Consider the following 23,084-nt stretch of genomic DNA (forward strand, 5'->3'; position numbering starts at 1 on the left):
TCGGCTTAAGCTTTTTCCACTTTCACCAGGAACGATTTCGATTCCGGTGTCTGTGAATTGCCGTCGCCCACGGTAGGCGTCAGCGTGTTGACAAGGTAGCCCGGTTTGGTCAGGCCCTTGAAGCCGAAGTTGATCGGCAGGCCGACGTGGTGCATCGGTTTGCCGTCAATCGTCAGTTGCTTGATACGCTTGGTCACCACCGCTTTGGCAATGATGTAGCCGCGCTTGGACGACACCTTGACCCGGTCGCCATGCACCACGCCGACTTCCTTGGCCAGCGCTTCGCCGATTTCGACGAACTGCTCCGGCTGCACGATGGCGTTGAGGCGCGCGTGCTTGGTCCAGAAGTGGAAGTGCTCGGTCAAGCGGTAGCTGGTGGCCGCATGCGGGTACTCGTCCTTCTTGCCCAGTTTCTTGCGGTCGTTCGGGAACATCCGGCCGGCCGGGTTGTTGAAGGCCTTGGGATTGTTCGGGTGCATCGGGTTGTGCCCGATCGGCGATTCAAACGGCTCGTAGTGTTCCGGGAACGGCCCTTCGGCCATCGCGTCACGCGAGAAGAAGCGCGCCACGCCTTCGGCCAGCATGATGAACGGACCCATGCCGTTTTCCGGCGGCTCGTCGGCCTTGTAGTCGGGCACGTCGGCGCCGGACCACGAGGTGCCATTCCAGGCGATCAGCTTGCGGGTTGGATCCCACGGCTTGCCCTTCATGTCGGTCGAGGCGCGGTTGTACAGCACGCGGCGGTTGGCCGGCCAGGCCCAGGCCCAGTTCAGCGTATTGCCGATACCGGTCGGGTCGCTGTTGTCGCGGCGGCCCATCTGGTTGCCGGCGGCGGTCCACGAACCGGCAAAGATCCAGCAACCGCAGGCGGTGCTGCCATCGTCCTTGAGTTGGGCGAAGCCTGCCAGCTGCTCGTTCTTTTTCAGGATGACTTTGGTCGGATCTTTCGGATCGGTGATTTCCTTCAGCGCTTTGCCGTTGAATTCCATCGCGATCTCTTCCGGCGTCGGCGAGTTCGGGTTGCTGTAGTTCCAGGTCAGGTTCAGGATCGGGTCCGGGAACTTGCCGCCTTCGGTCTGGTACGCCTTTTTCAGACGCAAGAACAGCGCCGACATGATGTCGAGGTCGGACTTGGCCTGGCCTGGCGGCTCGGCGCCTTGCCAGTGCCATTGCAGCACGCGCGACGACGACACCAGCGAACCGCGTTCTTCCGCGAAGCAGGAGGTCGGCAGGCTGAACACCTCGGTCTGGATCTGCGTCGGATCGACCTTGTGGAAGTCGCCGTGCGGTTTCCAGAACTCGGCGGTTTCGGTCTGCAGCGGGTCCATGATGGCCAGCCACTTCAGCTTGGACAGCGAGTCGGTGATCTTCTGCTTGTCCGGGCCGGACGCCAGGATGTTGAAGCCCTGGCAGATGTAGCCGGTCATCTTACCCTGATTCATCAGCTCGAAAGCCTGCATCATGTCGTAAGGTTTATCCAGCTTCGGCAGGTAGTCGAAGGCGTAGTTATTTTCTTCCGTCGCCGCGTCGCCCCACCAGGCCTTCATGAAGGAGACCAGGAATTTCTTGGAGTTGCTGTAGTAGCTCAGCTGGTTCGGACGCAGCGGTTTCAGCGCGCGCTTGGCAACATAGGCGTCCCAATCCTGCTCGGCCTCGCCTGGCAGGGTCAGGTAACCCGGCAGCATATTGGTCAGCAGGCCCAGGTCGGTCAGACCCTGGATATTGGAGTGGCCGCGCAGTGCGTTCATGCCGCCGCCGGCGATACCCATATTCCCCAGCAGCAGCTGGACCATGGCGCCGGTGCGCAGGGTTTCCGCGCCGGTCGAGTGCTGGGTCCAGCCCAGTGCGTACAGGATGGTCGCGGCACGGCCCGGCACAGCGGTCGAGGCCAGCGCTTCGGCCACCAGATGGAATTTCTCCGGCGGCACGCCGCAGGCCCGCTCCACCATTTCCGGCGTGTAGCGCGCGTAGTGCTTCTTCATCAACTGGTACACGCAGCGCGGATGCTCCAGCGTCGGGTCGACCTTGGCATAGCCGTCGTCGCCCATCTCGTAGTTCCAGCTGCTCTTGTCCGTGTACTTGTTGGCCGCGTCGTCCCAGCCCGAATACAGGCCGTCGTTGAAGGCGAAATCTTCGCGGACGATAAACGGCATGTCCGTGTAGTTACGAACGTACTCGTGTTGAATCTTGTCGTTGGTGAGCAGGTAATTGATGATCCCGCCCAGGAACACGATATCCGCGCCGGTACGCGTAGCGACGTAATGGTCCGCTACCGAAGCCGTTCGGGTAAAGCGTGGATCGACCACGATCAGCTTGGCGCCGCGATGCGCCTTGGCTTCCGTGACCCATTTAAACCCGCAAGGGTGTGCTTCTGCTGCGTTGCCGCCCATGACCAGGATGACATCAGCATTCTTGATGTCAACCCAGTGATTCGTCATCGCACCACGTCCAAATGTCGAGGCAAGACCTGCCACCGTTGGACCGTGTCAAACACGTGCTTGGTTGTCGAATGGGAGCATGCCGGTGGCACGCATCGTTTTATGGGTTAAATAGCCGACTTCGTTGCTGGCCGCCGAAGCGCACAGCATGCCGGTAGTGGTCCAGCGGTTGACGGTTTTGCCGTCTTCGGTTTTTTCGATGAAGTTGGCGTCACGGTCAGCCTTCATCAGTTTGGCGATGCGGTTCAGCGCGTCATCCCACGACATCGGGCTCCATTCGCTGGCGCCAGGCGCGCGGTATTGCGGCGCGAGCAGGCGGTTCGGCGAGTGGATGAAGTCGATCAGCGAAGCGCCTTTCGGGCACAGCGTGCCGCGGTTGACCGGGTGGTCGGCGTCGCCTTCAATGTGGATGATGCTGGCGGTGGCGTTTTTGGCGCCGTCGCCCAGGCCGTACATCAAAATGCCGCAACCGACGGAGCAGTAGGGGCAAGTGTTGCGGGTTTCGGTACTGCGCGCCAGCTTGTACTGCCGGACTTCGGCCAAGGCCGTTGCCGGCGCAAAGCCGAGGAGCGCAATGCTCGAACCCGCGATGGTCGCGCCGGTTACCCGAAGGAACTGGCGTCTCGACATCTGGTTCATGGGAATACCTCTCTTGTTTGTCTGATGACCTTCCCAGTTTACCATTTTGACTCAGCCGCCCGCGAGTGCAGAATTGTATTAATTGTTGCTTTCTAGCCAGAATCGCCTTTTGGTATGGGCGAATTGATAATTTTTATGCTACTTGTAACAACGTTTTAGGCGCTGGTAGTCGTAAAAGTGGCTGGCCGGCGCAATGCGGGCCGCGTCGCAGGCCGGCTTGAAGTCGGTTTCGCGCTCGTTGTACAGCATGCGGACGAGGGTGCGGCCCGCTGCATTTTTGTGCAGATCCCACTGAATATTGGCCGCCATCGGCGCGACTTGCGCGCCGCGCCATGGGCTATTGTCGTAACTATAAGTTTCTGCGCGAGGCAATTGTTCGGACATGCTTTTGAGTCCCAGCGCGCTGGCGAACGGAATGACGATTTCGGCATGGGCGAAGCGCAGCTTGGCTGCGTTGACGCGTTTGCCGGCGGCGATGGCGTCGGCCTCGCGGAAGAAATCAGCGACCAGCGCGCCGGCCATGTGCCAGGTGACGTCGCCGTTCTCCTTGATGCCCGGGCCTTTTTCGTAGAAGGCGACGGCGTCTTCCGCTTCGGCATACACGCGGGCTTGCTGCGGCTGGACGTATTTGGTGAAGTCGGCTTTGAGCTCGGCTTCCATATCGGCTGCGGCGGCGTACAGCTCATACAGCGCCAGCGCGGCGTCGGTGACGGTAGCGATTTTGGTATCACCATCGCCGGTGAGATTGGTGGTGAACTTGCCATCGGCGCTGGTGTAGCTGCGCGTGCCGGCATTGGCGGCGCTGACATGGCCTTGTTCCAGCGCCGCGATAAACGCCGGCGAGAACAAGGCGCCCAGCGTCGACAGCGCGGCCGCCTTCAGACGCGGATCGGCGTGAATGGCGGCCTTGCGGGCTTGCAGTTCATCGCTCTGGTCCCAGCGCTGGTAAGCCAGCGTGGCTTCCGGCGTTACGCCATCCTGCCTGGCGTTCAGTTTGTGGAAGTAGAGGGTAGTGCGGTCGGTGCCGGCGTCGATCAGCGGCGCCAGGCCAGGCTGCTGCGCGGTCATCGCGCGGCTGAAGAAGGCGGCGCTGTCCACCGCCCGGTCCTTGCCGGAACTGAGCACCACGATGCGGCGCTGGTCCTTCTCCGCATCGCGAAACAGCGCCGGCAAGCGCGCATGCAGGCGTTGAGCGAGACCGGTGTGTTCGTCCACGCCCTGCATGGTCTCGTTGCCGTAGCCTGGCTTACTGATGCCATCCACCCCATAGCCCAGCAGCGCGTTGGCCTTGATCATCGCTTCAATATCGGGCCCCAGCTGGCGGCCCAGCGGCGACAGCGCATCCTGCCGCGCTGCCAGTTGCCACAGGTTGTACAGCGCCAGATCCGTCTTGAAGCTGCTCAGGCCACGCGAGCCGTGGCGGGCCAGCAGCTGCGTGTAGACCGCCGTGTAGCCGGCGGGCGCCTTCTCGTAGCTGGCGCTGGCTTGTTGCGGTGCGTACGGCGTTTTGGTTTGATAAAACTGCTCGCCATACGCGTGCGACAACAGCAGGGACAACGCGGCGCCGGCCGCAAGACGGAGTGGTTTCATGGTTTAGAAGTCTACGCGAACATTGACGCTGGCAGTGCGCGGCGCACCGATGTTCAGGTAGTTCTCCTGGTAGTAGGTCCAGTATTTGCGGTTGGCGATGTTGGAGATATTCATGCGCACGCTAACCATCTTGCCGAAATAGCGGTGACGATAGTTAAAGCCCGCATCGAACAGCGTGTAGGCCGGCAGCGTGTTGACGTTGGCCGCATCCATCGGCAGTTCGCCCAGATACTGCGAACCGACGTGCAGCGCCAGGCCTGGCAGCACATCGCGCAAGGTGGCCTGAATCGATGCCTGACGGCGTGGCGCACCAACGGCGCGCTTGCCGCTGTAGCCCGGCGCCGCATCTTCCAGCGACGCGTCCAGCAGCATGATGCCGCCTTCGACGGACAGGTTCTTCGCCGCCTGCACCACGCTGTTTACTTCCAGGCCATTGTATTTGGACTGGCCATCCGACACATAGACGTTGCTGGCGTTGGTGTACTGCGCGCCGCGCTCGATGTGGAACAGCGAAGCGGTGGCGTTCCACCAGCTGCGCTCCATCTTGACGCCGGCTTCCGATTGCTTGCTCTTGATCGGCGCGAAGGTCTGGTTGGCGTTGACGGTGGTGGTCGGCGCGGAGGCGGCCTGCTCCAGCGCTTCCACGTAGCTGGCGTACAGCGTGGTGTCGGCGGCTGGCTTGAACATCAGCGCGACGGTTGGCGTGGTTTTGTTTGCCGGATAGCTGGCGGTCAGCACGCCCTTGGTCGAGTAGGCGTTGTCGGTGAAGCGCGTGTAGCGCGCGCCGGCTACCAGCGACCAGGCGTCGCTGAACTTCAGCGTGTCGCTGGCGAACAGCGCTTCCTGGCGGGTGGTCTCGTCGCGGTAGGTGCCGCCGCTGTAATTGACGGTGGCGGCGCTGTAGATGGTCGGTGCAAACAGCTTGCCAGTGCCGATCTTGACCTTTGGCGTGACCACCGAGGACGTCGAAACCAAGTTCTGCGACATCAGGCCCAGCACCAGGTCATTGCCCATGCCGGCGATATTGAACTTGCCGTTGATGGTGGCCTGCACCTGGTCGAAATGGTAGCCGTGCAGCTCCGAGGTAATACGGTCGTAGTAGTCCCCCACGTTGCTGGTGAGGTAGTACTGGTCCTTCTTGTACACGCGGGTGGAGTCCGAGGTGCGGTACGAGGCGTTGGCAGTCCAGTCCGGCGCAAGGCGGTATTCGATGCCGGTGGTGGCCAGCGTGTATTCCACATCGCTGCCTGCGCCGATGCTATTGAGTTTGGTGTCGCCGTCCAGCGGGGCAGGGATCTTGAATGGGGTGGTGGCGGTGAGGATGATGTCGGTGCCGCCCACGCTGCGGCGGCGCTGATAGATCGCGTCGTAGGTCAGCGCCAGGTCCCTGGTCACGCGCCATTCCAGATTGAGGCCCGCAGCGTTGCGCTTGATCGAGCCGCTTTCCTGTTTGACGTCGCCGTCTTCGTGCACCAGATTCAGACGGTAGCCGAAGTCGCCGTCTTCGCCGAGACGGCCGCCGGTATCGATATGCTCCTTGATTGCGCCGCCTTCCTGGTAGCCCATCGCCGCGCTGAAGGTCTTCTCGGTGGTTGGACGCTTGGTCACATAGTTAATGATACCGCCCGGCGAACCGAAGCCGTACATATAGCCGGTCAGGCCTTTCAGGGCTTCCACGCTCTCAAACATCTCCAGCGGCATTTCGGTGCCGCGGTTGATGTTGGCCAGGCCGTTAACCTTGTAGCCGTTCAGGTCATCCAGGCGCAAGCCGCGCATCTGGATGGTGGCCGGGTGGGTGGAGATTGGCGGCGAGATGGCGGTGACCGATGCATCGTACTTCAGCACTTCAGAAATGCTGGTGGCCAGGCGGTCTTCGATTTCGTCGCTGGAGACGGACTTGGTGGAGAAGGGCGTATCCAGTTCCGACTTGCGTCCCAGTGCGCCGCTGCTGACGCTGTCGCCGAGCTTTTTCTTTTCGACGGTGGCTTTGACTTCCACCGTGGACAGCGCGCCGCCGACATCCTCCGCAGCGATGGCCGAGAAGTGGAGGGCGCACAGGCCGGCGGTAGCCAGGGCGAGTTGCAGACGGGATGGAGCGAAAGGATTTTTCGAGGACATGAAGGACCTGAGGAAGTTGGACAGATAAAGCCCAACATCGTATCGGCGGCATATGACGCCAGTATGACGAGCTGCCGATTCTTCCTCAGGTAATAACGATTTACACCGATTTACAACAACGCCTCAATGGCGGCCAGCGACGGCGGCGACGCGCCTTGCGCCAGACAGGCAGCCGCGCCGGCCGCAACGCAGAAGCGCAGGTGCTGTAAGGGTTCCTCGTATTCGCGGTGCATCATGCTCCACGCCAGCGCGGCGATGCTGGCGTCGCCGGCGCCGACCGTGTCGACCACTTCGATCCGCGGCGCCGGCAGCGACCAGGCGGCGTCGCCGATGTGCAGCGAGGCGCCGGCGCCACCCTTGGTATATAAATAGGTGGCGGCGGGGTTCCAGCTGCGCAGCGTATCGAAGGCGGTGGCGATGTCCCTGGTGCGGAACAGCCCTTCAAGGTCTTCTTCCGACACCTTGACCACATCGGCCAGTTCCGTCATGCGACGCAGTGTGGCGTCGTACCGTTCGTCCATCAGCACGCGGTAGTTAGGGTCGTAGCTGATGCGCACGCCGTCCTGCTTGAGCTGCTCGGCCAGCGCCACCAGTTTGTCCGCCAGCGGTTGACGCGCCAGGCTGATGCCGCCGAAGTGCACCCACTTGCACTGCGCGCGCCAGCCTTGCGGCAGTTGCGTGGCATCGAAATGCAAATCGGCGCTGTCGTCACCGACGAAGAAGTAGGCCGGCGGATCGGTGCGATGCACGATGGCCAGCAGCGGTGAACGCGCATGGCGTTGCAGGAAGCGCAGATCCAGGCGCGCCGCTTCGCTGGCCTGCCATAGCGCATCGCCGAACACGTCCTGGCTGATGGCGCCGGCGAACGCCGTCGGTACCTCCAGCTTGGCCATCGCCCGCGCCACATTCCAGGTCGAGCCGCCAACCTGGCCAAGCCAGTGCTGCTGCGCCGCATCCTGCACGATCATATCGGTCAGCGCCTCGCCCGCCGCCACAAATAAAGGGAAGCCCATCTCAGTCCTTCTTCAACACGTTCAACACCTCATAGCACGCGCCCATGGTGTGGTAATCCACCTTGCCGGCCGGGCTTTTCTCGTCCGTCAGCTTGCTGTTGTCGGCGCCGAGGATGCGATACCACGCACCGTATTGATGGTCGACGAAATGCTCCCAGCTGTAGGTCCAGATCTTGTCGTACCAGGTCCAGTAACGCGCCTCGCCGGTGCGGTCCGCCAGCAGGGCGGCGGTAGCCAGGCTCTCGGCCTGCACCCAGAAGTATTTGAGATCGTCGCAGATGCTGCCGTCCGGCGCGAAGCCGTAGTAGATGCCACCATGCTCATGGTCCCAGGCTTTGGCCAGCGCCGCGTCGAACAACTCCACCGCGCGCGGCAGCAGCCAGCGCGGATTGAGCGACAGCTGTGCGCCATGGCGCTCCAGCAGCAGCAACAGCTTGGCCCATTCGGTCAGGTGGCCGGGTTGATAGCCCCAAGGGCGGAAGATATTGGTCTTGTCGTTGCGGTTGTACTCCGCATCCACCGACCAGTCGTCGTGATAATGTTCCCACACCATGTTGTCGGCCAGCGCGGCCTGGCGGATGGTGATGTTGTGCGCCAGCGTTTCGGCGCGCAGCAGGTAGTCGCGGTTGCCGGTGGCTTCAAAGGCGGCGATCAGCGCTTCGCAGGCGTGCATATTGGCGTTCTGGCCGCGATAGCTGTCCACGCGCGACCAGTCGGCGCTGGCTTCGTCCGCATACAGGCCGTGCTCCGGTTCCCAGAAGCGGCGCTCCATCAGCGCGAAGGTTTCACCGATCCATTCAGCCGCCTGCGTTTCGCCGGCCATCAGCGCATGGCTGTAGGCCAGCAGCACGAAGGCCAGGCCGTAGCAATGGTTGGTGCCGTCGATGACGGTGAGGACGTTGTCCTTCCACTTCAGTTCCCATGCGTAGCCGCCTGTGTGCGGATCGCGGTGGACTTCGCGCAGGAAGTCCAGCGCATGGCGCAGGCGCTGCCGGTCCGCCTCGTCCCCAAACTGCCGCCACGCCATCGCATAGTTAAAGACGAAGCGCGTACTGCTGACCAGGTGGCGCGTGTGCGCATCGTAGACCGTGCCATCGTCTTTATAGAAGTGATACAGACCGCCGCTCGGGTCGACACAGCGGCTGTCGTAGAAATTCTTGGTGTGGCGGATGTGGTTGAGCAGGGTGGTGCGGGATCGGAAATCTGGGGCCATTATCAGGTCCGTTTGAAGTTGAGGAGGTTCTTGGGGCGCCAGCCTTCCGTGACGGTGCTGGCGCGGATGATCAATTCCACCGGCGAGATTTTCTCCACCGGCTCGTCGTGCGGGCCGTTGAGCAGCATTTCCACGCCCAGCGCGCCCAGCGCTTTTTTATCGATGCGCAGCGTGGTCAGGGGGCGATGTCCCAGCACGGCGGTCGAGATGTCGTCGAAGCCGACGATCGCGATGTCGTGCGGGACTTTCAATCCCCTGGCGATGCAGCAGCGCATGGCCACCAGCGCAGCGCTGTCGTTGTAGCAGAACACCGCGTCCGGCGGATGCGGCAGGTCGAGCAGCTGCTCCATCGCTTCCCATGCACCGGTTTCCAGGTCCACGCCATCCGGCAGGCCGGCGTCCAGCCGGGGATCGGCCAGGATGCCTTCTTCAAACAGCGCCTGGCGGTAGCCGCGCGCTCGTTCGCGGATGGAGTAATGCGCCAGCGGACCGGAGATGAAGCCGATGCGCGTGCGGCCGGTGTCGATCAGATGCTTGGTGGCCAGGTAGCCGCCCATCATGTTGTCTGGATTGACGGAGCTGTAACCGCGCAGCTTCATATCGATCAGCACCAGCTGCTTGCCGGTCGAGCGCAGGGCGCTCAGCGTCTCCGGTTCAAAGAAGCCGGCGCAGACGATACCGTCCGGCGCATGCATGCGTATCTGGTCGATCAGGCCATCGGCCGGCCCCACCGCCATGAACGACAGCACGATGCCCTGCTTGCGACAGGCTTCCTCCGCGCCGTGCAGCACCGGCGAGTAGAACGGGCTGCTGGACGCCGTGTTGTGCTGGCGGTGCAGCAGAAAGGTGAGGCGGCGCAGGCGCTTGGGACGCAGCTTGCAAAAGTCGTAGCCCAGATCGCGCGCTGTTTCCAGCACCATCTGGCGGGTTGCTTCGGTCAGGCCGGGCTCATTTTTCAGTGCGCGTGAAATCGTCCCCGCCGATACGCCAGCGACCCGGGCGATATCCCTGATCGTGATGTTCGTGCCCATTGTTATATGTCTCCTCCGGTGTGGATGCAGTCTTGCATAAGCGTCTATTGACGGTCAAACGACACATCGAGTTCACCTTTGAGTTTAGCGCAATTTACTAAACAAGCAGGCTTTAGCCGCCCAGACTCCCGCCAGGCCCGCGTCTCTCCGGGTTAGGCGTGTTTAGTGAAGGTGACTAAACTGCGGCCAAAATACGCATGGCGTTTGACCGTGGGCCGGCCGGCATGCAGAATCTTTTCAATAATATAAAAACCTGGAGACATTGATGGAACACGTTGCATCCGCAGCTGTGCGCCCGCACGGCCATACGGAAGGCGGGAACACCGTCCCGCTGATCATCATCACGCTGTTGTTCTTCATGTGGGGGCTGCTGACCTCACTCAACGACGTGCTGATTCCCCACCTTAAATCGATCTACACGCTCAATTATGTGCAGGCCATGCTGGTGCAGTTCTGCTTCTTCGGCGCCTACTTCATTGTGTCGCTGCCAGCCGGGATGCTGATCAAAAAGATCGGCTACCAGCGCGGCGCGGTAACTGGACTGGTGATCGCAGCCGCCGGCTGCGCGCTGTTCTTCCCGGCCTCGATGAACGGCTACGCCCTGTTCCTGCTGGCGTTCTTCGTGCTCGCCAGTGGCATTACCATTCTGCAGGTAGCGGCCAATCCGTATGTGACGGTGCTGGGCGAACCAGCCACCGCGTCCAGCCGCCTGACGCTGACGCAGGCCTTCAACTCTCTGGGTACGACGATCGCACCGGCGCTGGGTGGCTTCCTGATCCTGTCGGAAGGCGCGCCAGCCATCCCGGGCCTGGTCCGCTCCAAGGCGGAGGAAGCGGCTGCCGTGCAAGGCCCGTATCTGGTGCTGGCCGCAGCGCTGCTGGCGCTGGCCGTCTTGTTTGCGCTGGTGCGGCTGCCGAAGATCAGCCACGCCGGCGACGGCGGCGCAGTATCGTCGGTGCAGACCGGCGTGCTGGCGCATCGCCATCTGCTGCTGGGCGCCATCGGCATCTTCCTGTACGTGGGCGGGGAAGTCAGCATCGGCAGCTTCCTGATTAACTTCCTGGGCGAGGCCAATATCGCCGGCCTGTCCAACGGCGCCGCCGCGCACTACGTCAGCTACTACTGGGGCGGCGCCATGGTCGGCCGCTTCATCGGCTTTGCCGTCATGCGCTACATCAGCCCGGGCAAGGCGCTGGCCTTCAACTCGGCCGCTTCCATCGCCCTGATCCTGCTGGCGATCTTCGGACATGGTCAGGTGGCCATGTGGTCCATCATCGCCGTCGGCCTGTTCAACTCCATCATGTTCCCGACCATCTTCAGCATGGCGCTGCACAAGCTGGGAAAGCAGACCGGTCAGGGCTCGGGCATCCTGTGCATGGCGATCGTAGGCGGCGCGCTGGTGCCGTTCGCGCAAGGACTGCTGGCGGACACCATCGGCCTGCAACAGTCGTTCTTCGTGCCGGCGGCCTGCTATGTGTTCATCCTGTATTTTGGCCTGAAGTACGCGGGCATGTATAACAAGGAGACCGTATGAAGCTGAAACTGGCGATTGCACTGGCGCTGGCGGCGATGTCGGCGCAGGCGGCCGAACCATGGATGGACAAGTCACTGAACGCCGACAAGCGCGCCGAACTCGCGCTGCAGGCAATGACGCAGCAGGAAAAACTGAAGTGGGTGCTGGGCCACTTTGGCTCCGACTTCGGCAACAAGACCAAGAAACATCCGGCCGCGCTGCCTTCATCGGCCGGCTATATTGAAGGCGTGCCGCGTCTTGGCCTGCCGGCGCTGTTTGAGACTGACGCCGGCCTTGGCGTTGCCACGCAGGCGTCTAAGACGCCGCGCGAACGCACTTCGCTGCCATCCGGCCTGGCCACCGCCGCCACGTGGGACCGCGACCTGGCCTACAAGGGCGGCGCGATGATCGGCGCCGAAGCGCGCGCTTCCGGCTTCAACGTCATGCTGGCCGGCGGCGTCAATCTGCTGCGCGAACCGCGCAATGGCCGCAACTTTGAATATGCCGGTGAAGATCCTCTGCTGGCCGGCACCATGGTGGCGCAACAGGTGCGCGGCATCCAGTCCAACAACATCATCGCCACCATGAAGCATTACGCCGTCAACGACCAGGAGACGGGACGCTTCATTCTCGATGCGCGTATCGATGACGCCAGCAACCGCATGTCCGACCTGCTGGCCTTCCAGCTGCTGATGGAGCAGGCCGACCCCGGTTCGGTGATGTGTTCCTACAATCGCCTGAACGGCGTGTACGCCTGCGAAAACGACTACCTGCTCAACCAGGTGCTGAAGAAGGACTGGGGCTACAAAGGCTATGTGATGACCGACTGGGGCGCGACCCACAGCACGGTGGAATCGGCCAACGCCGGGCTGGATCAGCAATCCGGCTGGGAGTTCGACAAGTCGCAATACTTCGGCGGCGCGCTGGAAGAGGCGGTGGTCAACGGCCATGTGCCGCAAGCACGTCTCGACAACATGGTGTTCCGCATCCTGAGCGCCATGTTCGACAAGGGTGTAGTGGATAATCCGGTGGCTGAAGGCGGCAATATCGATTTCGACGCCCACGCCCTGGTAAGCCGCGCCGACGCGGAAGATAGCTTGGTGCTGCTGAAGAACGCGGGCGACGTGCTGCCGCTGAAGGCCGGCGCGAAAAAGATCGTCATCATCGGCGCGCATGCGGACGTGGGCGTGCTGGCCGGCGGCGGTTCGTCGCTGGTGTATCCGATCGGCGGCAATGCGGTGCCTGGCATCGCGCCGACTTCGTGGCCGGGGCCTGTGGTGTATCACCCATCGTCGCCGCTGAAGGCGATTCAGGCGCGGGCGCCGGGCGCGCAGGTCATCTACAACGATGGCAGCGATCCGGCCGCCGCCGCGCAAGCCGCTGCAGGCGCCGACGTGGTGCTGGTATTCGCGCAGCAGTGGATCGGCGAGGCGCTGGACGCCGTGTCGCTGGCGCTACCGGACAATCAGGATGCGCTGATCGGCGCGGTGGCCAAGGCCAATCCGAAAACCGTGGTGGTGCTGGAGACTTCCGGCCCGGTGCTGATGCCGTGGGTCGACCAGGCTGCCGGGATTGTGCAGGCGTGGTATCCGGGAACGCGCGGCGGCGAGGCGATTGCGCGCGTGTTGTTCGGCGAGGTCAATCCGTCCGGCCACTTGCCGGCCACTTTCCCTGCATCGGAAAGCCAGCTGCCGCGTCCCAAGCTGGATGGTGATCCGAAGAACGAGACCGTGCGCTTCACAGTCAATTATCATGAAGGCGCAGCGGTTGGTTACAAGTGGTTTGACCTCAAGGGCCTGAAGCCACTTTTCCCGTTCGGTCACGGCCTGTCGTACACGCAGTTCGCCTACACGGGCCTGGCCGCCAGCCAGAAGGAAGGCAAGTTGCAACTGAAGTTCAAGATCACCAATACCGGTGCGGTGAAGGGCAAGGATGTGCCGCAGTTGTACGTGGCGCCTGTGAGCGCCAAGTGGGAAGCGCCGAAACGTCTGGTCGGCTGGGACAAGGTTGAATTGGCGCCTGGCGAAAGCAAGGAAGTCAGCGTCACCGTCGATCCGCGCCTGCTCGGCGTCTTCGATAGCAAGAGCAAGACCTGGCGTATCGCCAAGGGTGGTTACAAGGTGCTGCTGGCGCATGATGCGGCAGATAGCAAGGCCGCCAGTATTACTGTCCAACTGCCGCAGCGCACGCTGAACGTGGCAGGAAAATAAAACCAAGGAGCGAGACTTGAAACAACTGTACAAATTCTGCGCAGCGGCATTGATGATCGGCGCCTGCGGCATCGTGGAAGCGGCGCCTGCCGCCAAGGGCGACTTCGTCACCGTCAACAAGACCCACTTCGCCCGCAATGGGCAGGCGTATTACATCGTTGGCGCCAACTTCTGGTACGGCGGCTATCTGGGTGCGGCCGGCGGCGTGGGCGAACGCGCGCGCTTGCTCAAAGAGCTGGATAACATGAAGGCCATCGGCATCAACAACCTGCGCGTGCTGGCGGTGTCCGAAAAGACCGACATGAAGAGCGCTGTGCGTCCCGCCACCACCAATGCGCCGGGCCAGTATGACGAAGAGCTGCTGACAGGCCTGGACTTTCTGATGGCGGAAGTGGCCAAGCGCGATATGACGGTGGTGCTTTACCTGAACAACTTCTGGCAGTGGTCGGGCGGCATGACGCAGTACCTGAACTGGTTTGAAGGCACGCCGGCGCTGGACCCGAACGTGACCAAGGACTACGACACCTATATGCAGAAGACGGCGGGCTTCTACCGCAACGCCGCTGCGCAGGCCGAGTACCGCAATGTGATCGCGAAAATCGTCAAGCGCGTCAACACCATCACCGGCAAGCCGTACGCCGAAGATACGCACATCATGTCGTGGCAGCTGGCGAATGAGCCTCGTCCCGGCAATGGCAACGCGACGCCGGAAGAGAAGGCGGTGTACGTCAAGTGGATCGACGACGTGGCCGGCTACATCCATAGCCTGGACCGCAATCACCTGGTCAGCAGCGGCAGCGAAGGGCTGGCTGGGTCGGCGCAGGATGCGCAGCTCTACCTCGACGCCCACCGCAGCAGGAATATCGACTACCTGACCTATCACCTGTGGCCGAAAAACTGGAGCTGGTTCGATTCCAACAACCCGACCGGTAGCTGGGACAACGCCATTACCAAGAGCCGCGACTATCTGAACTCGCATATCGAGCTGGCCAAGAAACTGGGCAAACCAATCGTGCTGGAAGAGTTTGGCCTGGACCGCGATGGTCCATCGTTCAGCATCAAGTCCACCACGCATATCCGCGACCGCTTCTACCGCGAAGTATTCGAGATTGTCGCCACGCGCGCGCAGAAGGGCGATCCGATTGCCGGTTTCAATTTCTGGGCATGGGGTGGCGCCGGCCGCGCAGCCAATGCGGATTACTGGTGGAAGCCGGGTAACGACTTTGTCGGCGATCCGCCGCAGGAAGAGCAGGGCTTGTATTCGGTCTTTGATTCGGACGTGACCTCGCTGGTGCTGATCAAGGAATACGCCGACAAACTGCACGCGATCAAGCGATGAAACGCCTGCTGATATTATTGGCGCTGCTGGTCGGTGCCAACGTCCACGCCCAGAAATTCGATGGGCTGGCCAACACGCCGCAAATGGGCTGGAACAGCTGGAACTCGTTCGCCTGCGACATCAACGAACAGTTGATCCGCGATACGGCGGACGCCATGGTCAAGCTGGGCCTCAAGGATGCCGGCTACCAGTACGTCAACATCGACGATTGCTGGCACGGGCAGCGCGACAAGGATGGCTTCATTCATCCCGACCCGCAGCGCTTCCCGTCCGGGATGCAGGCGCTGGCCGACTATGTGCACAGCAAGGGCCTCAAGCTGGGCATCTATTCGGACGCCGGCGCCACTACCTGCGGCGGCAAGCCTGGCAGCCGTGGCCACGAGTACCAGGACGCCAAGACCTATGCCGACTGGGGCATCGATTACGTCAAGTATGACTGGTGCGACACCAAGGGCCTGAGCGCCCCCGGCGCCTACACCACCATGCGCGACGCCATCCGCGCCGCCGGCCGGCCGATGTTGCTCAGCATGTGCGAATGGGGCGACAACAAGGCCTGGGAGTGGGGCAAGGACATCGGCCATTCCTGGCGCACCACCGCCGACATCTACCCGTGCTGGAACTGCGAACTGAATCATGATGCGTTCTCGCGCCTCGGCGTGCTGCGCATCCTCGACCGCCAGGCCGGCCTGCGCAAATATGCCGGTCCGGGGCACTGGAACGATATGGACATGCTGGAGGTGGGCATGGGCATGACCGGCGATGAAGACCGCGCGCATTTCTCGATCTGGGCCATGATGGCGTCCCCGCTCATCCTCGGCAATGATCTGCGCAAGATGCCGGAATCCACCCGCAGCATCCTGGCCAATAGGGACGTCATCGCCATCAGCCAGGACCAGGCGGGCATCCAGGCGTGGAAGTTCTTTGACGACGGACGCCTGGAGTACTGGGCCAGGCCATTGGCCAACAACGAGTGGGCGCTGATGGTGCTCAATCGCGGCGAGCAGGCGGTGAACCTCAGTTACGACTGGAAGGCAAACTTCGTCAGCGATGAGCTGAGCAAGCGCGAAGTGGACTTCAAGAAGGCGGTCTACGGCTGGCGCGATATCTGGGGCGGAAAATACGGCGACACCAGCAAAAAGCTGGAAGCCAGCGTGGCGCCGCATAGCGTCCTGCTGCTGCGGCTGAAAACAAAATGACGGGAAAGACGATGCGCAAGTTTTTGACTTCGCTATTGCTGGCGGCAGCTTGTATTCCTGCGCTGGCGGCCGATGCGCCGGCAGTAGTCAAGCCTGATGGCGGCGCCTGCGGTCTGACGCCGGCGCCGCGCCAGAAAGACTATCCGTGGATGTCGGTCGCCGGCTGGCGGCAGTTCTTCGACGACGACGTGGCGGTGGCTGACAAGGGTGGCGTCGATCTGCTGTTCGTCGGCGATTCGATTACCGCGATGTGGAACCAGGCGGTCTTCGAGCGCGCTTTCGGCGCCTGGCGCACGGCCAACTTTGGCGTCGGCGGCGACCACACCGGCAACCTGTTGTGGCGCCTGCAAAATGGCCATGCCGAAAAGCTGCATCCCAAGGCCGTGGTGCTGACCATCGGCGTCAACAACTTCGGTTTTTGTGACGCCACGCCGGAGCAGGTCTACCAGGGCGTGAAGGCAGTGGTCGAGCTGCTGCGCAAGATCTATCCCGATGCGCGCATCCTGCTGAACGCCGTACTGCCATACGGCCAGTACACGCATAGCCCGCAGCGCATCAAGGTGGTGGAGCTGAACCGCATGGTGGCGGGCCTGAACGACGGCCAGCATGTGTTCTACCAGGACTATGGCCTGTTCTTCCTGCAGCCCAGTGGCGACATAGCGGCCGAGGTGATGGGGGACTTCCTGCATCCCACTCCCAAGGGCTATCAGATCTGGGCCGACGCCATGCTGCCCGCCGTCCGCAAGCTGATGGAGTAAGCCATGCGACTGCGTGCAATGGCTTTGCTGCTGGCCGCAGTAGCGGCTGGCGTCTCCGCTGACCCCATCGCCGCCAGCGATGCGCATGTCGCCCGTATGGGCCGCGCGCAGGTGGCGGGCGATGGCGGCGTGCGGTTCAGTTATCCGGGCGTGAGTTTCTACCTGAATTTTGACGGCACGCGCCTGAGCGCAGTCACGCAGGCCAGCGGCACGGACAGCTATGTGGATGTGCTGATTGACGGCGTGCCGCGCAAGCTGCGGCTGGAAGCCGGTCGCCAGACCACCGTGCTGGCCGACGGATTGAAACCCGGCGCGCACGCGGCGGAAATCGTCAACCGCTCGGAAACCTGGCAAGGCACGGCTGCGCTGCTGTCCTTCGATACGGATGGCGGCTGGCGCGCCGCGCCGGCGCTGCCCGGCCGCAAGCTGATGGTGCTGGGCGATTCGGTCACGTGTGGCGCATCGATGGACCGTGTGGCCGGCGAAAAGGCGGATGCTTCCTGGGCCAATCCCCGCGCGTCCTACGGCATGCTGCTGGCGCGGCGTCTTGATGCGCAGGTGCAGCTGGTGTGCTACGGCGGCCGTGGGCTGATCCGCACGTGGGAGGGCAAAACCAATGAGCTGAATCTGGCCGACTACTACGGCATGGCGCTGCCCACGCAACCGGACAGTGTGCCGTGGGATCAGCGCGACTACCGGCCGGACGCGATTATTGTGGCCATCGGCACGAATGACATGACCACCGGCATACCGGACCGTGACGAGTATGTCGGTGCCTACCTGTCGCTGGTGCGCCGCCTGCTGCGAGACCATCCGCAGGCGCAGATCATGCTTACCGAGGGGGCTATCCTGCACAGTGAAAAGCAGGCGGCGCTACATAGCTACATCGCCGACACGGTCCGTATCGTGGCGGACCCGCGGGTGCGCGCCATCGCCTCCACCCACTATCCGGGCGATGCCATCGACGCGCACCCCACCCGCGAGCAGCACGCCAGCATGGCCGACGACCTGCTGCCGCAGGTGCGCGCGGTTATGCGCTGGTGAGGATGTGACCCAACAAGGGCGCCAGCAAGACCATCAGCACGCCGCTGAAGATCATGGTCAAGCTGGCGACCGCGCCTTCCTGCGGGCCGATGGCGCGTGCCTTGCTCAAGCCGAAGCCGTGGGCCGCCGCGCCATACGGCGCACCGCGCGCGATGCGCATCCGCAGCGGCAGGCGCGCCAGCAGCACTTGTCCCAGCAGGATGCCGAACAAGCCGGTGATGATGACAAACACGCCGGTCAGCTGCGCCGAGCCGCCCAGGTGACGCGTGGCCTCCAGCGCAAAAGGCGTCGACACCGAACGCGCCAGCAGGCTTTGCGCCATGCTGCCGTGCAGGCCAAGCAAGCGGTCAAGCAGCAGTGTGCTACCCAGCGAGGCGGCGATGCCGGCCAAGCTGCCCAGCGACAGCGCCAGCCAGTGTTCCTTGACCAGTTCGCGATACTGATAAATCGGCAGCGCAAACGCCACGGTCGCCGGGCCGAGTAGCCACGACAGCCAGTGCGTGTCGCCAAAATATACCGGGAAGGGCGTGGACGACAGCTGCACCACCGCGATCAGCACCGCCGAGGTGGCGATGGCGGGCGTCAGCCAGATGCGCGGATAGCGTTTGTGCAGCGCCTGATTCGCGTAGAACAGGCCTAGCGTCAGCAGCAGGAAGAAGAGGGGTTTCATGCCGCCGCCGTTTTGCCACGATCGGCGCGCAAGCGGCGCAGCTTGCGGCCGCGCTCAAAGCGGCACACCCATTCCACGGTAAAGGCGGTGGCCAGCATCACGCAGGTGAAGCCGATGCCGATGGCGGCGAACAGCCGCAGGCCGTCTTCCTTCAGCAGGCCGGTGAACTGCACCACCGATACCACCAGCGGAATAAAGAACAACAGCATATTCGACAGCAGCCAGTCGGCACCATGCTCGATGGCGGCCGGACGCAGCACGCCGCTTTGCAGCAGGATGACCATGATGATCAGGCCGACCACGCCGCCGGAGAAGGGCAATCCGACCCAGGCCGAGAGGCGGTCGGCGGCATACCATGCCGCGATCAGCCCCAGAACCTGCGCCAGTGTGTAGATAATACGTTTCATGCTGCCATTCTAGGCTGCGGCAGTTAAAAGATAAAATGAATTAAAATTATCAAAATCATTCTCATTTGGAATAGATCATGGATATCCGCGCGCTACGCTATTTTGTCGCCGTCGTCGATCAGCAGGGCTTCAGCCGTGCCGCCGAAGCGCTGCACGTCACCCAGCCCACCGTCAGCAAGATGATCCAGCAGCTGGAGCAGTCGCTCGACCTCACACTGCTGGAACGGGTCGGCAAGCGCTTCACGCTGACGGACGCCGGCAACGTGGTGCTGCAACGCGGCCGCGCGCTGCTGGCCATGCACGAAGAGATGGGCGTCGAGCTGCAAGACCTGCAGCAGCTGCGGCGCGGCGACCTCCGGCTCGGCGTCACCCAGCAATCACACGCGCCACTGGCGCCGCTGCTGGCCGCGTATCACAAGCGTCATCCGCAGATAGAACTGAAGCTGTTCGAGGGCGGCTCGCAAGGCATCGAAGCGGACCTGCGCAGCGGCGTGCTGGAAATGGGCACCATGCTGGATCACCCGTCCAATCAGGCCGCGTGGCAGGAGTTCGACTCCTTCCCGCTATTGACGTCGCCAATGTGCCTTCTGGCGCCGAAGGATTCCGCCTGGCGCGGCCAGCGCGGCGTGCGGCTGCGCGAGCTGGCCGATTGCGCATTTATCTTCTACGGCGAGGGCTTCGCGCTGAACGACATCATTGCCGACGCCTGCCTGCGCGCCGGCTTCACGCCGCGCATCAGCGGGCGCAGTGGTCAATGGGATTTTGTCGCCTCGCTGGTGCGGCTGGGCGTGGGCATCACGCTTCTGCCCAAGGTGTTTTGCGACACGCTGGAAAAGGGCCAGTTCACCGTGGTCAAACTGGAGGAACCAGCCCTGGACTGGAAGCTGATGCTGGCCTGGCGGCGCGGCGGCCACTTGTCGTTCGCCGCGCGCGCCTGGCTCGATCTGGTGCGCAGTAAAGTTTAGAAGTTGGCTCCCACGCGGAAGCCGAACATGCGCGGCTCGATGTAGTTGGCCTTCATGAAGCCGCCGAATGCCGAATCGGTGCTGGTCTTGGCATGCTTGTCGGTGAAGTTGCGGACATACAGCTCCGCGTGCCATGTGTCTTCCGGCGTTTCAAACCGCACCGACGCATCGCCCGTCGCATAAGCATCCTGGAAGCGGCCGATGTGGGCGAAGCCGGAATTAAGCAGATCGAAGTACGCCTTGTCGCGCCAGTTCAGCTTCACGTACGGGATCACCCTGTAGCCGTTATCCAGCCCGAACTCCTGCGAGAAGTTCAGGTTGAGCTGATACTTGGGCGTATTCGGCAAGTGGTTGCCCTCGATGTTGGCCAGGCGGCGGCCCAGCAGCGTCTTGTCGCTGCCGCTGTACACCGCAGGGCATGCCGGCAGGCCAAGCTCGGTGCGTACATCGCACTGGTAATCGTCGCTGTACGAATTGAAGTCGTGGATGCTGGTGTTGATGTAGGCGAAGCCGCCGCCGAAACGGCCGCCACGCCATGGGCGGTAATCCCACTCCAGTTCCAGGCCGGGAATATTGACCTTGCCGACGTTGATGGTGCGCCAGGTTTCGTACACATCGCACTTAGGCTGGTCCGCCGGGCAGGGCAGGCCGTTGTCCGGGATGATCTGGTTGACGAAGTAGGTGCCGGTCAGCTGCATGCCCTTGTACTTCATGAAGAAGGCCGTGGCGGACAGGCTCAGTTTATTGTCCAGGAACTTGCCTTTGAAGCCCAGCTCATAGTTGGTGACCGTCTCCGGATCGTAAGGCAGGAAGGTGACCACGCCCGGTTTGCCGTCGGCGCACAGGTGGCTGTTGCAGCTGTCCGTCTTGTCGGCAAAGCCGCCGGCCTTGTAGCCGGTGGAGATGGAGCCGTACACCATCTTGTTGTTGTCGATCTGCTTTTGCAGGCCGAGGCGCCAGGTGACCTTGTTCCACGTCTGTTTGTGATCGTTCGAGGTCGGCGCGCCATACAGGCTGTAAGCCGCCACGCTGCCGCCCATGCCCGGCGCCAGGTCGGTGCCGTCGTGGACGTGGAAGCCCGGCGTGCCAGGCGTGCCTTGCGAATACCAGCCGTTGTAGTAGGCCGCATTGCCGATCCAGTTGGCGCCGTAGACCTGGCCGCCTTTATCTTCCTTGCTGTCGATGCTGTAGCGCGCGCCGGCGGTGGCGGTCCATGTCGGCACAAACTGCCAGTCGGCCTGCGCGAAGGCGGCCTTGGCGTCCACCTGGCGGTTGGGCTGGTGATACAGCACGCTGCCGACATCGCCGTACGGTTTCTGGATGGTGTTGGTCTGCTCGTAGTCGATGGCGTTCCGCTCGTGCATCCAGAACAGGCCCGCCACGTATTTCAGGCTGCCCAGCTGCTGCTTGAGCTGCGCTTCGTGCACGGTGGACAGGTAGCGCGAGTCCAGCGTGCGGTGGAAGGAATCGGTCAGCGGCCAGGTGCCCCAGTTGCCGTCGACCGAATTCGGATAGGCGCCGTTGATCTGGAACGGCGCGGCGTTCTGCAAGCCCTTGTCGTCGTCGGTGATTTCCGAGCGGCGCTGGTCAGCCACCTGGAAAGTGTAGTCCAGGCTGGTGTGATCGTTGAGGTTCCAGTTGACGCCCGTGCGCAGCGTGCGGATCTTCATGTCGGTGTGGCCCGGCACGTTGACGTTGATGTCCCACTCGCCCTGGCCGGGCGTGCAGGCGTAGCGCGTGCCGGCGCCGGCGTCGCAGTCGCGGAAGTTGGAACCGCCGGCGCTGGAGTCCTGGAACTCTTCATACGCCGCCTTGGCGGTGATGTCGCGGTTCACCTTCAACAGCGCGGTCAGGCGGCCGGCCCATTCGTTTTGATTGGTATAGAACTCGCTCGGGCCGATCACGCGGTTGAAGCGCTGGTCGACGTCCGGCTTGCCGTTGGGGATCCAGCCCAGCGCCGGCGCGTTGGCTTCGCTCAGGTCGCGGGTCTGGTTGGCGTAGCCGTCGCGCTTCACCTTCATGAAGGTGGCGCGCAGTGCCAGCGCGTCGTTGACCACCACGTTCTGAATCAGGTTGATCTGCTTCTTGTTGTAGTTGCCGAGGTCCAGATCGGCCTTGCCGTAGTTGCCGGTCCAATCGGGTTTGGCGGGAATCACGTTGATGCTGCCGCCCGTGGAGTTACGGCCGAACAGCGTGCCTTGCGGGCCGCGCAGCACTTCCACCTGTTCCAGGTCGAACATCAGCGCCTGCGCGCCTTGTGGACGCGGCGAGTACATGCCGTCCACGTGGAAGCCGACCGCCGGGTCGCCGGTCTCGGTGAAGTTGGTCGAGGTGATGCCGCGGATGGTGATCTGCACCGCTGAATCGAGGCCGGTGTTTTCGATCACCACGTTGGGGATTTCGCCGCTCAGGTCACTCAGGCTGGTGACGCCTTTGCGCGTCAGCTGTTCCTGCGTGACGGCGGTGACGGCCAGCGGGGTTTTCAGCAGAGAGGTGGAATAGCGGGTGGCGGTGACTTTGACTTCCGGAATCTGATCCGCGCTGATGCTGGTGGATGGGGCAGATGTGTCGCCGCTTGCGCTGTCGCCTGTTTGCGCGTGAGTTGCCACGCTGGTCAAACCGCAGGCGCTGGCAACGGCCAGACTCATGAGAGTCTTACTCGTGGGATGCAGCATGTTGTCTCCTTGTTTTGGAATTATGGTCAGATGTAGCAATCTGACAACCCAGTATTTGCCGCAAAAGAACAAGGGTCAAACGAAAGCCTGAAATCCCAGGGAGTTTCTTTGTTTTTACTAAACTCACTAGGCGTAGCGTATTAACGGGCAAGTGCAGCTGTGCAGGTGGCGTGCCCCAACAACACCGGGCGAAGATTTTTGTTAAGTTTTGTAAGCTTTTATTGAGTAGCGTTGCGGCCGGCGCGCATGCTTGCGGCGGCTTTCC

At 62.5% G+C, this 23,084-nt stretch carries 16 protein-coding genes; 7 read left to right on the forward strand and 9 right to left on the reverse strand.

Annotated elements, in window-relative coordinates:
- Positions 1-5 precede the first annotated feature (5 nt).
- The 6 genes from fdnG to GTP55_RS07060 all read right to left on the reverse strand — a co-directional run bounded on the left by fdnG (position 6) and on the right by GTP55_RS07060 (position 10,042).
- Positions 6-3,077 carry a formate dehydrogenase-N subunit alpha gene (fdnG, locus tag GTP55_RS07035; RefSeq protein WP_161044205.1) on the reverse strand — a complete coding sequence of 1,024 codons (3,072 nt, stop codon included), beginning with the start codon at positions 3,075-3,077 and terminating at the stop codon, positions 6-8.
- 138 nt (positions 3,078-3,215) lie between these two features.
- Positions 3,216-4,667 carry a histidine-type phosphatase gene (locus GTP55_RS07040; protein ID WP_161044206.1) on the reverse strand — a complete coding sequence of 484 codons (1,452 nt, stop codon included), beginning with the start codon at positions 4,665-4,667 and terminating at the stop codon, positions 3,216-3,218.
- Positions 4,668-4,670: 3 nt separating this feature from the next.
- A complete protein-coding gene (locus GTP55_RS07045; RefSeq protein ID WP_161044207.1) occupies positions 4,671-6,785 on the reverse strand; it encodes a TonB-dependent siderophore receptor in 2,115 nt (704 codons plus the stop codon).
- A gap of 110 nt (positions 6,786-6,895) precedes the next feature.
- On the reverse strand, positions 6,896-7,798 hold the full coding sequence (locus GTP55_RS07050) for a carbohydrate kinase family protein (RefSeq protein ID WP_161044208.1): 903 nt from the start codon (positions 7,796-7,798) through the stop codon (positions 6,896-6,898).
- A 1-nt stretch (position 7,799) separates the two neighbouring features.
- Positions 7,800-9,011: an AGE family epimerase/isomerase gene (locus GTP55_RS07055; protein WP_161044209.1), complete on the reverse strand. Its 1,212-nt coding sequence runs from the start codon at positions 9,009-9,011 to the stop codon at positions 7,800-7,802.
- 2 nt (positions 9,012-9,013) lie between these two features.
- Positions 9,014-10,042, reverse strand: coding sequence for a LacI family DNA-binding transcriptional regulator (locus GTP55_RS07060; RefSeq protein WP_161044210.1), 1,029 nt, complete (start codon positions 10,040-10,042; stop codon positions 9,014-9,016).
- A gap of 265 nt (positions 10,043-10,307) precedes the next feature.
- On the opposite strand from GTP55_RS07060, the gene GTP55_RS07065 reads away from it, so the two are divergent.
- Genes GTP55_RS07065 through axe2C form a run of 6 tightly spaced genes read left to right on the forward strand, consistent with a single transcriptional unit; the run spans position 10,308 to position 18,102 of the window.
- Entirely contained in the window at positions 10,308-11,576 is a 1,269-nt protein-coding gene (locus GTP55_RS07065; protein ID WP_161044211.1) for a sugar MFS transporter, read from the forward strand.
- Positions 11,573-13,765: a beta-glucosidase family protein gene (locus tag GTP55_RS07070; RefSeq protein WP_161044212.1), complete on the forward strand. Its 2,193-nt coding sequence runs from the start codon at positions 11,573-11,575 to the stop codon at positions 13,763-13,765. The genes GTP55_RS07065 and GTP55_RS07070 overlap by 4 nt, the downstream gene beginning before the upstream one ends.
- A 16-nt stretch (positions 13,766-13,781) precedes the next feature.
- Positions 13,782-15,104, forward strand: a complete 1,323-nt coding sequence (locus tag GTP55_RS07075; RefSeq protein WP_229257775.1) for a glycoside hydrolase 5 family protein — start codon at positions 13,782-13,784, stop codon at positions 15,102-15,104.
- Positions 15,101-16,300, forward strand: coding sequence for a glycoside hydrolase family 27 protein (locus tag GTP55_RS07080; protein WP_161044213.1), 1,200 nt, complete (start codon positions 15,101-15,103; stop codon positions 16,298-16,300). Before GTP55_RS07075 ends, GTP55_RS07080 begins: the two co-directional genes overlap by 4 nt.
- Before the next feature lie 11 nt (positions 16,301-16,311).
- Positions 16,312-17,058 (forward strand): GDSL-type esterase/lipase family protein, encoded by a 747-nt coding sequence (locus GTP55_RS07085; RefSeq protein WP_229257779.1) that lies wholly within the window; start codon positions 16,312-16,314, stop codon positions 17,056-17,058.
- 3 nt (positions 17,059-17,061) lie between these two features.
- Positions 17,062-18,102, forward strand: coding sequence for a bifunctional acetylxylan esterase/glucomannan deacetylase AxeC2 (gene axe2C / locus GTP55_RS07090; RefSeq protein ID WP_161044215.1), 1,041 nt, complete (start codon positions 17,062-17,064; stop codon positions 18,100-18,102).
- Here the strand turns inward: axe2C and GTP55_RS07095 are convergent.
- Positions 18,089-18,772, reverse strand: a complete 684-nt coding sequence (locus GTP55_RS07095) for an LrgB family protein (protein ID WP_161044216.1) — start codon at positions 18,770-18,772, stop codon at positions 18,089-18,091. The genes axe2C and GTP55_RS07095 overlap by 14 nt on opposite strands.
- On the reverse strand, positions 18,769-19,179 hold the full coding sequence (locus GTP55_RS07100; RefSeq protein ID WP_202423602.1) for a CidA/LrgA family protein: 411 nt from the start codon (positions 19,177-19,179) through the stop codon (positions 18,769-18,771). The genes GTP55_RS07095 and GTP55_RS07100 overlap by 4 nt, the downstream gene beginning before the upstream one ends.
- 77 nt (positions 19,180-19,256) lie before the next feature.
- On the opposite strand from GTP55_RS07100, the gene GTP55_RS07105 reads away from it, so the two are divergent.
- Positions 19,257-20,144, forward strand: coding sequence for a LysR substrate-binding domain-containing protein (locus tag GTP55_RS07105; RefSeq protein WP_161044217.1), 888 nt, complete (start codon positions 19,257-19,259; stop codon positions 20,142-20,144).
- Here the strand turns inward: GTP55_RS07105 and GTP55_RS07110 are convergent.
- Positions 20,141-22,792: a TonB-dependent receptor gene (locus GTP55_RS07110; protein WP_229257781.1), complete on the reverse strand. Its 2,652-nt coding sequence runs from the start codon at positions 22,790-22,792 to the stop codon at positions 20,141-20,143. The two genes, GTP55_RS07105 and GTP55_RS07110, sit on opposite strands and share 4 nt — an antisense overlap.
- Between the last annotated feature and the right edge of the window lie 292 nt (positions 22,793-23,084).

Source organism: Duganella margarita, assembly GCF_009857535.1.
Lineage (GTDB): Bacteria > Pseudomonadota > Gammaproteobacteria > Burkholderiales > Burkholderiaceae_D > Rugamonas > Rugamonas margarita.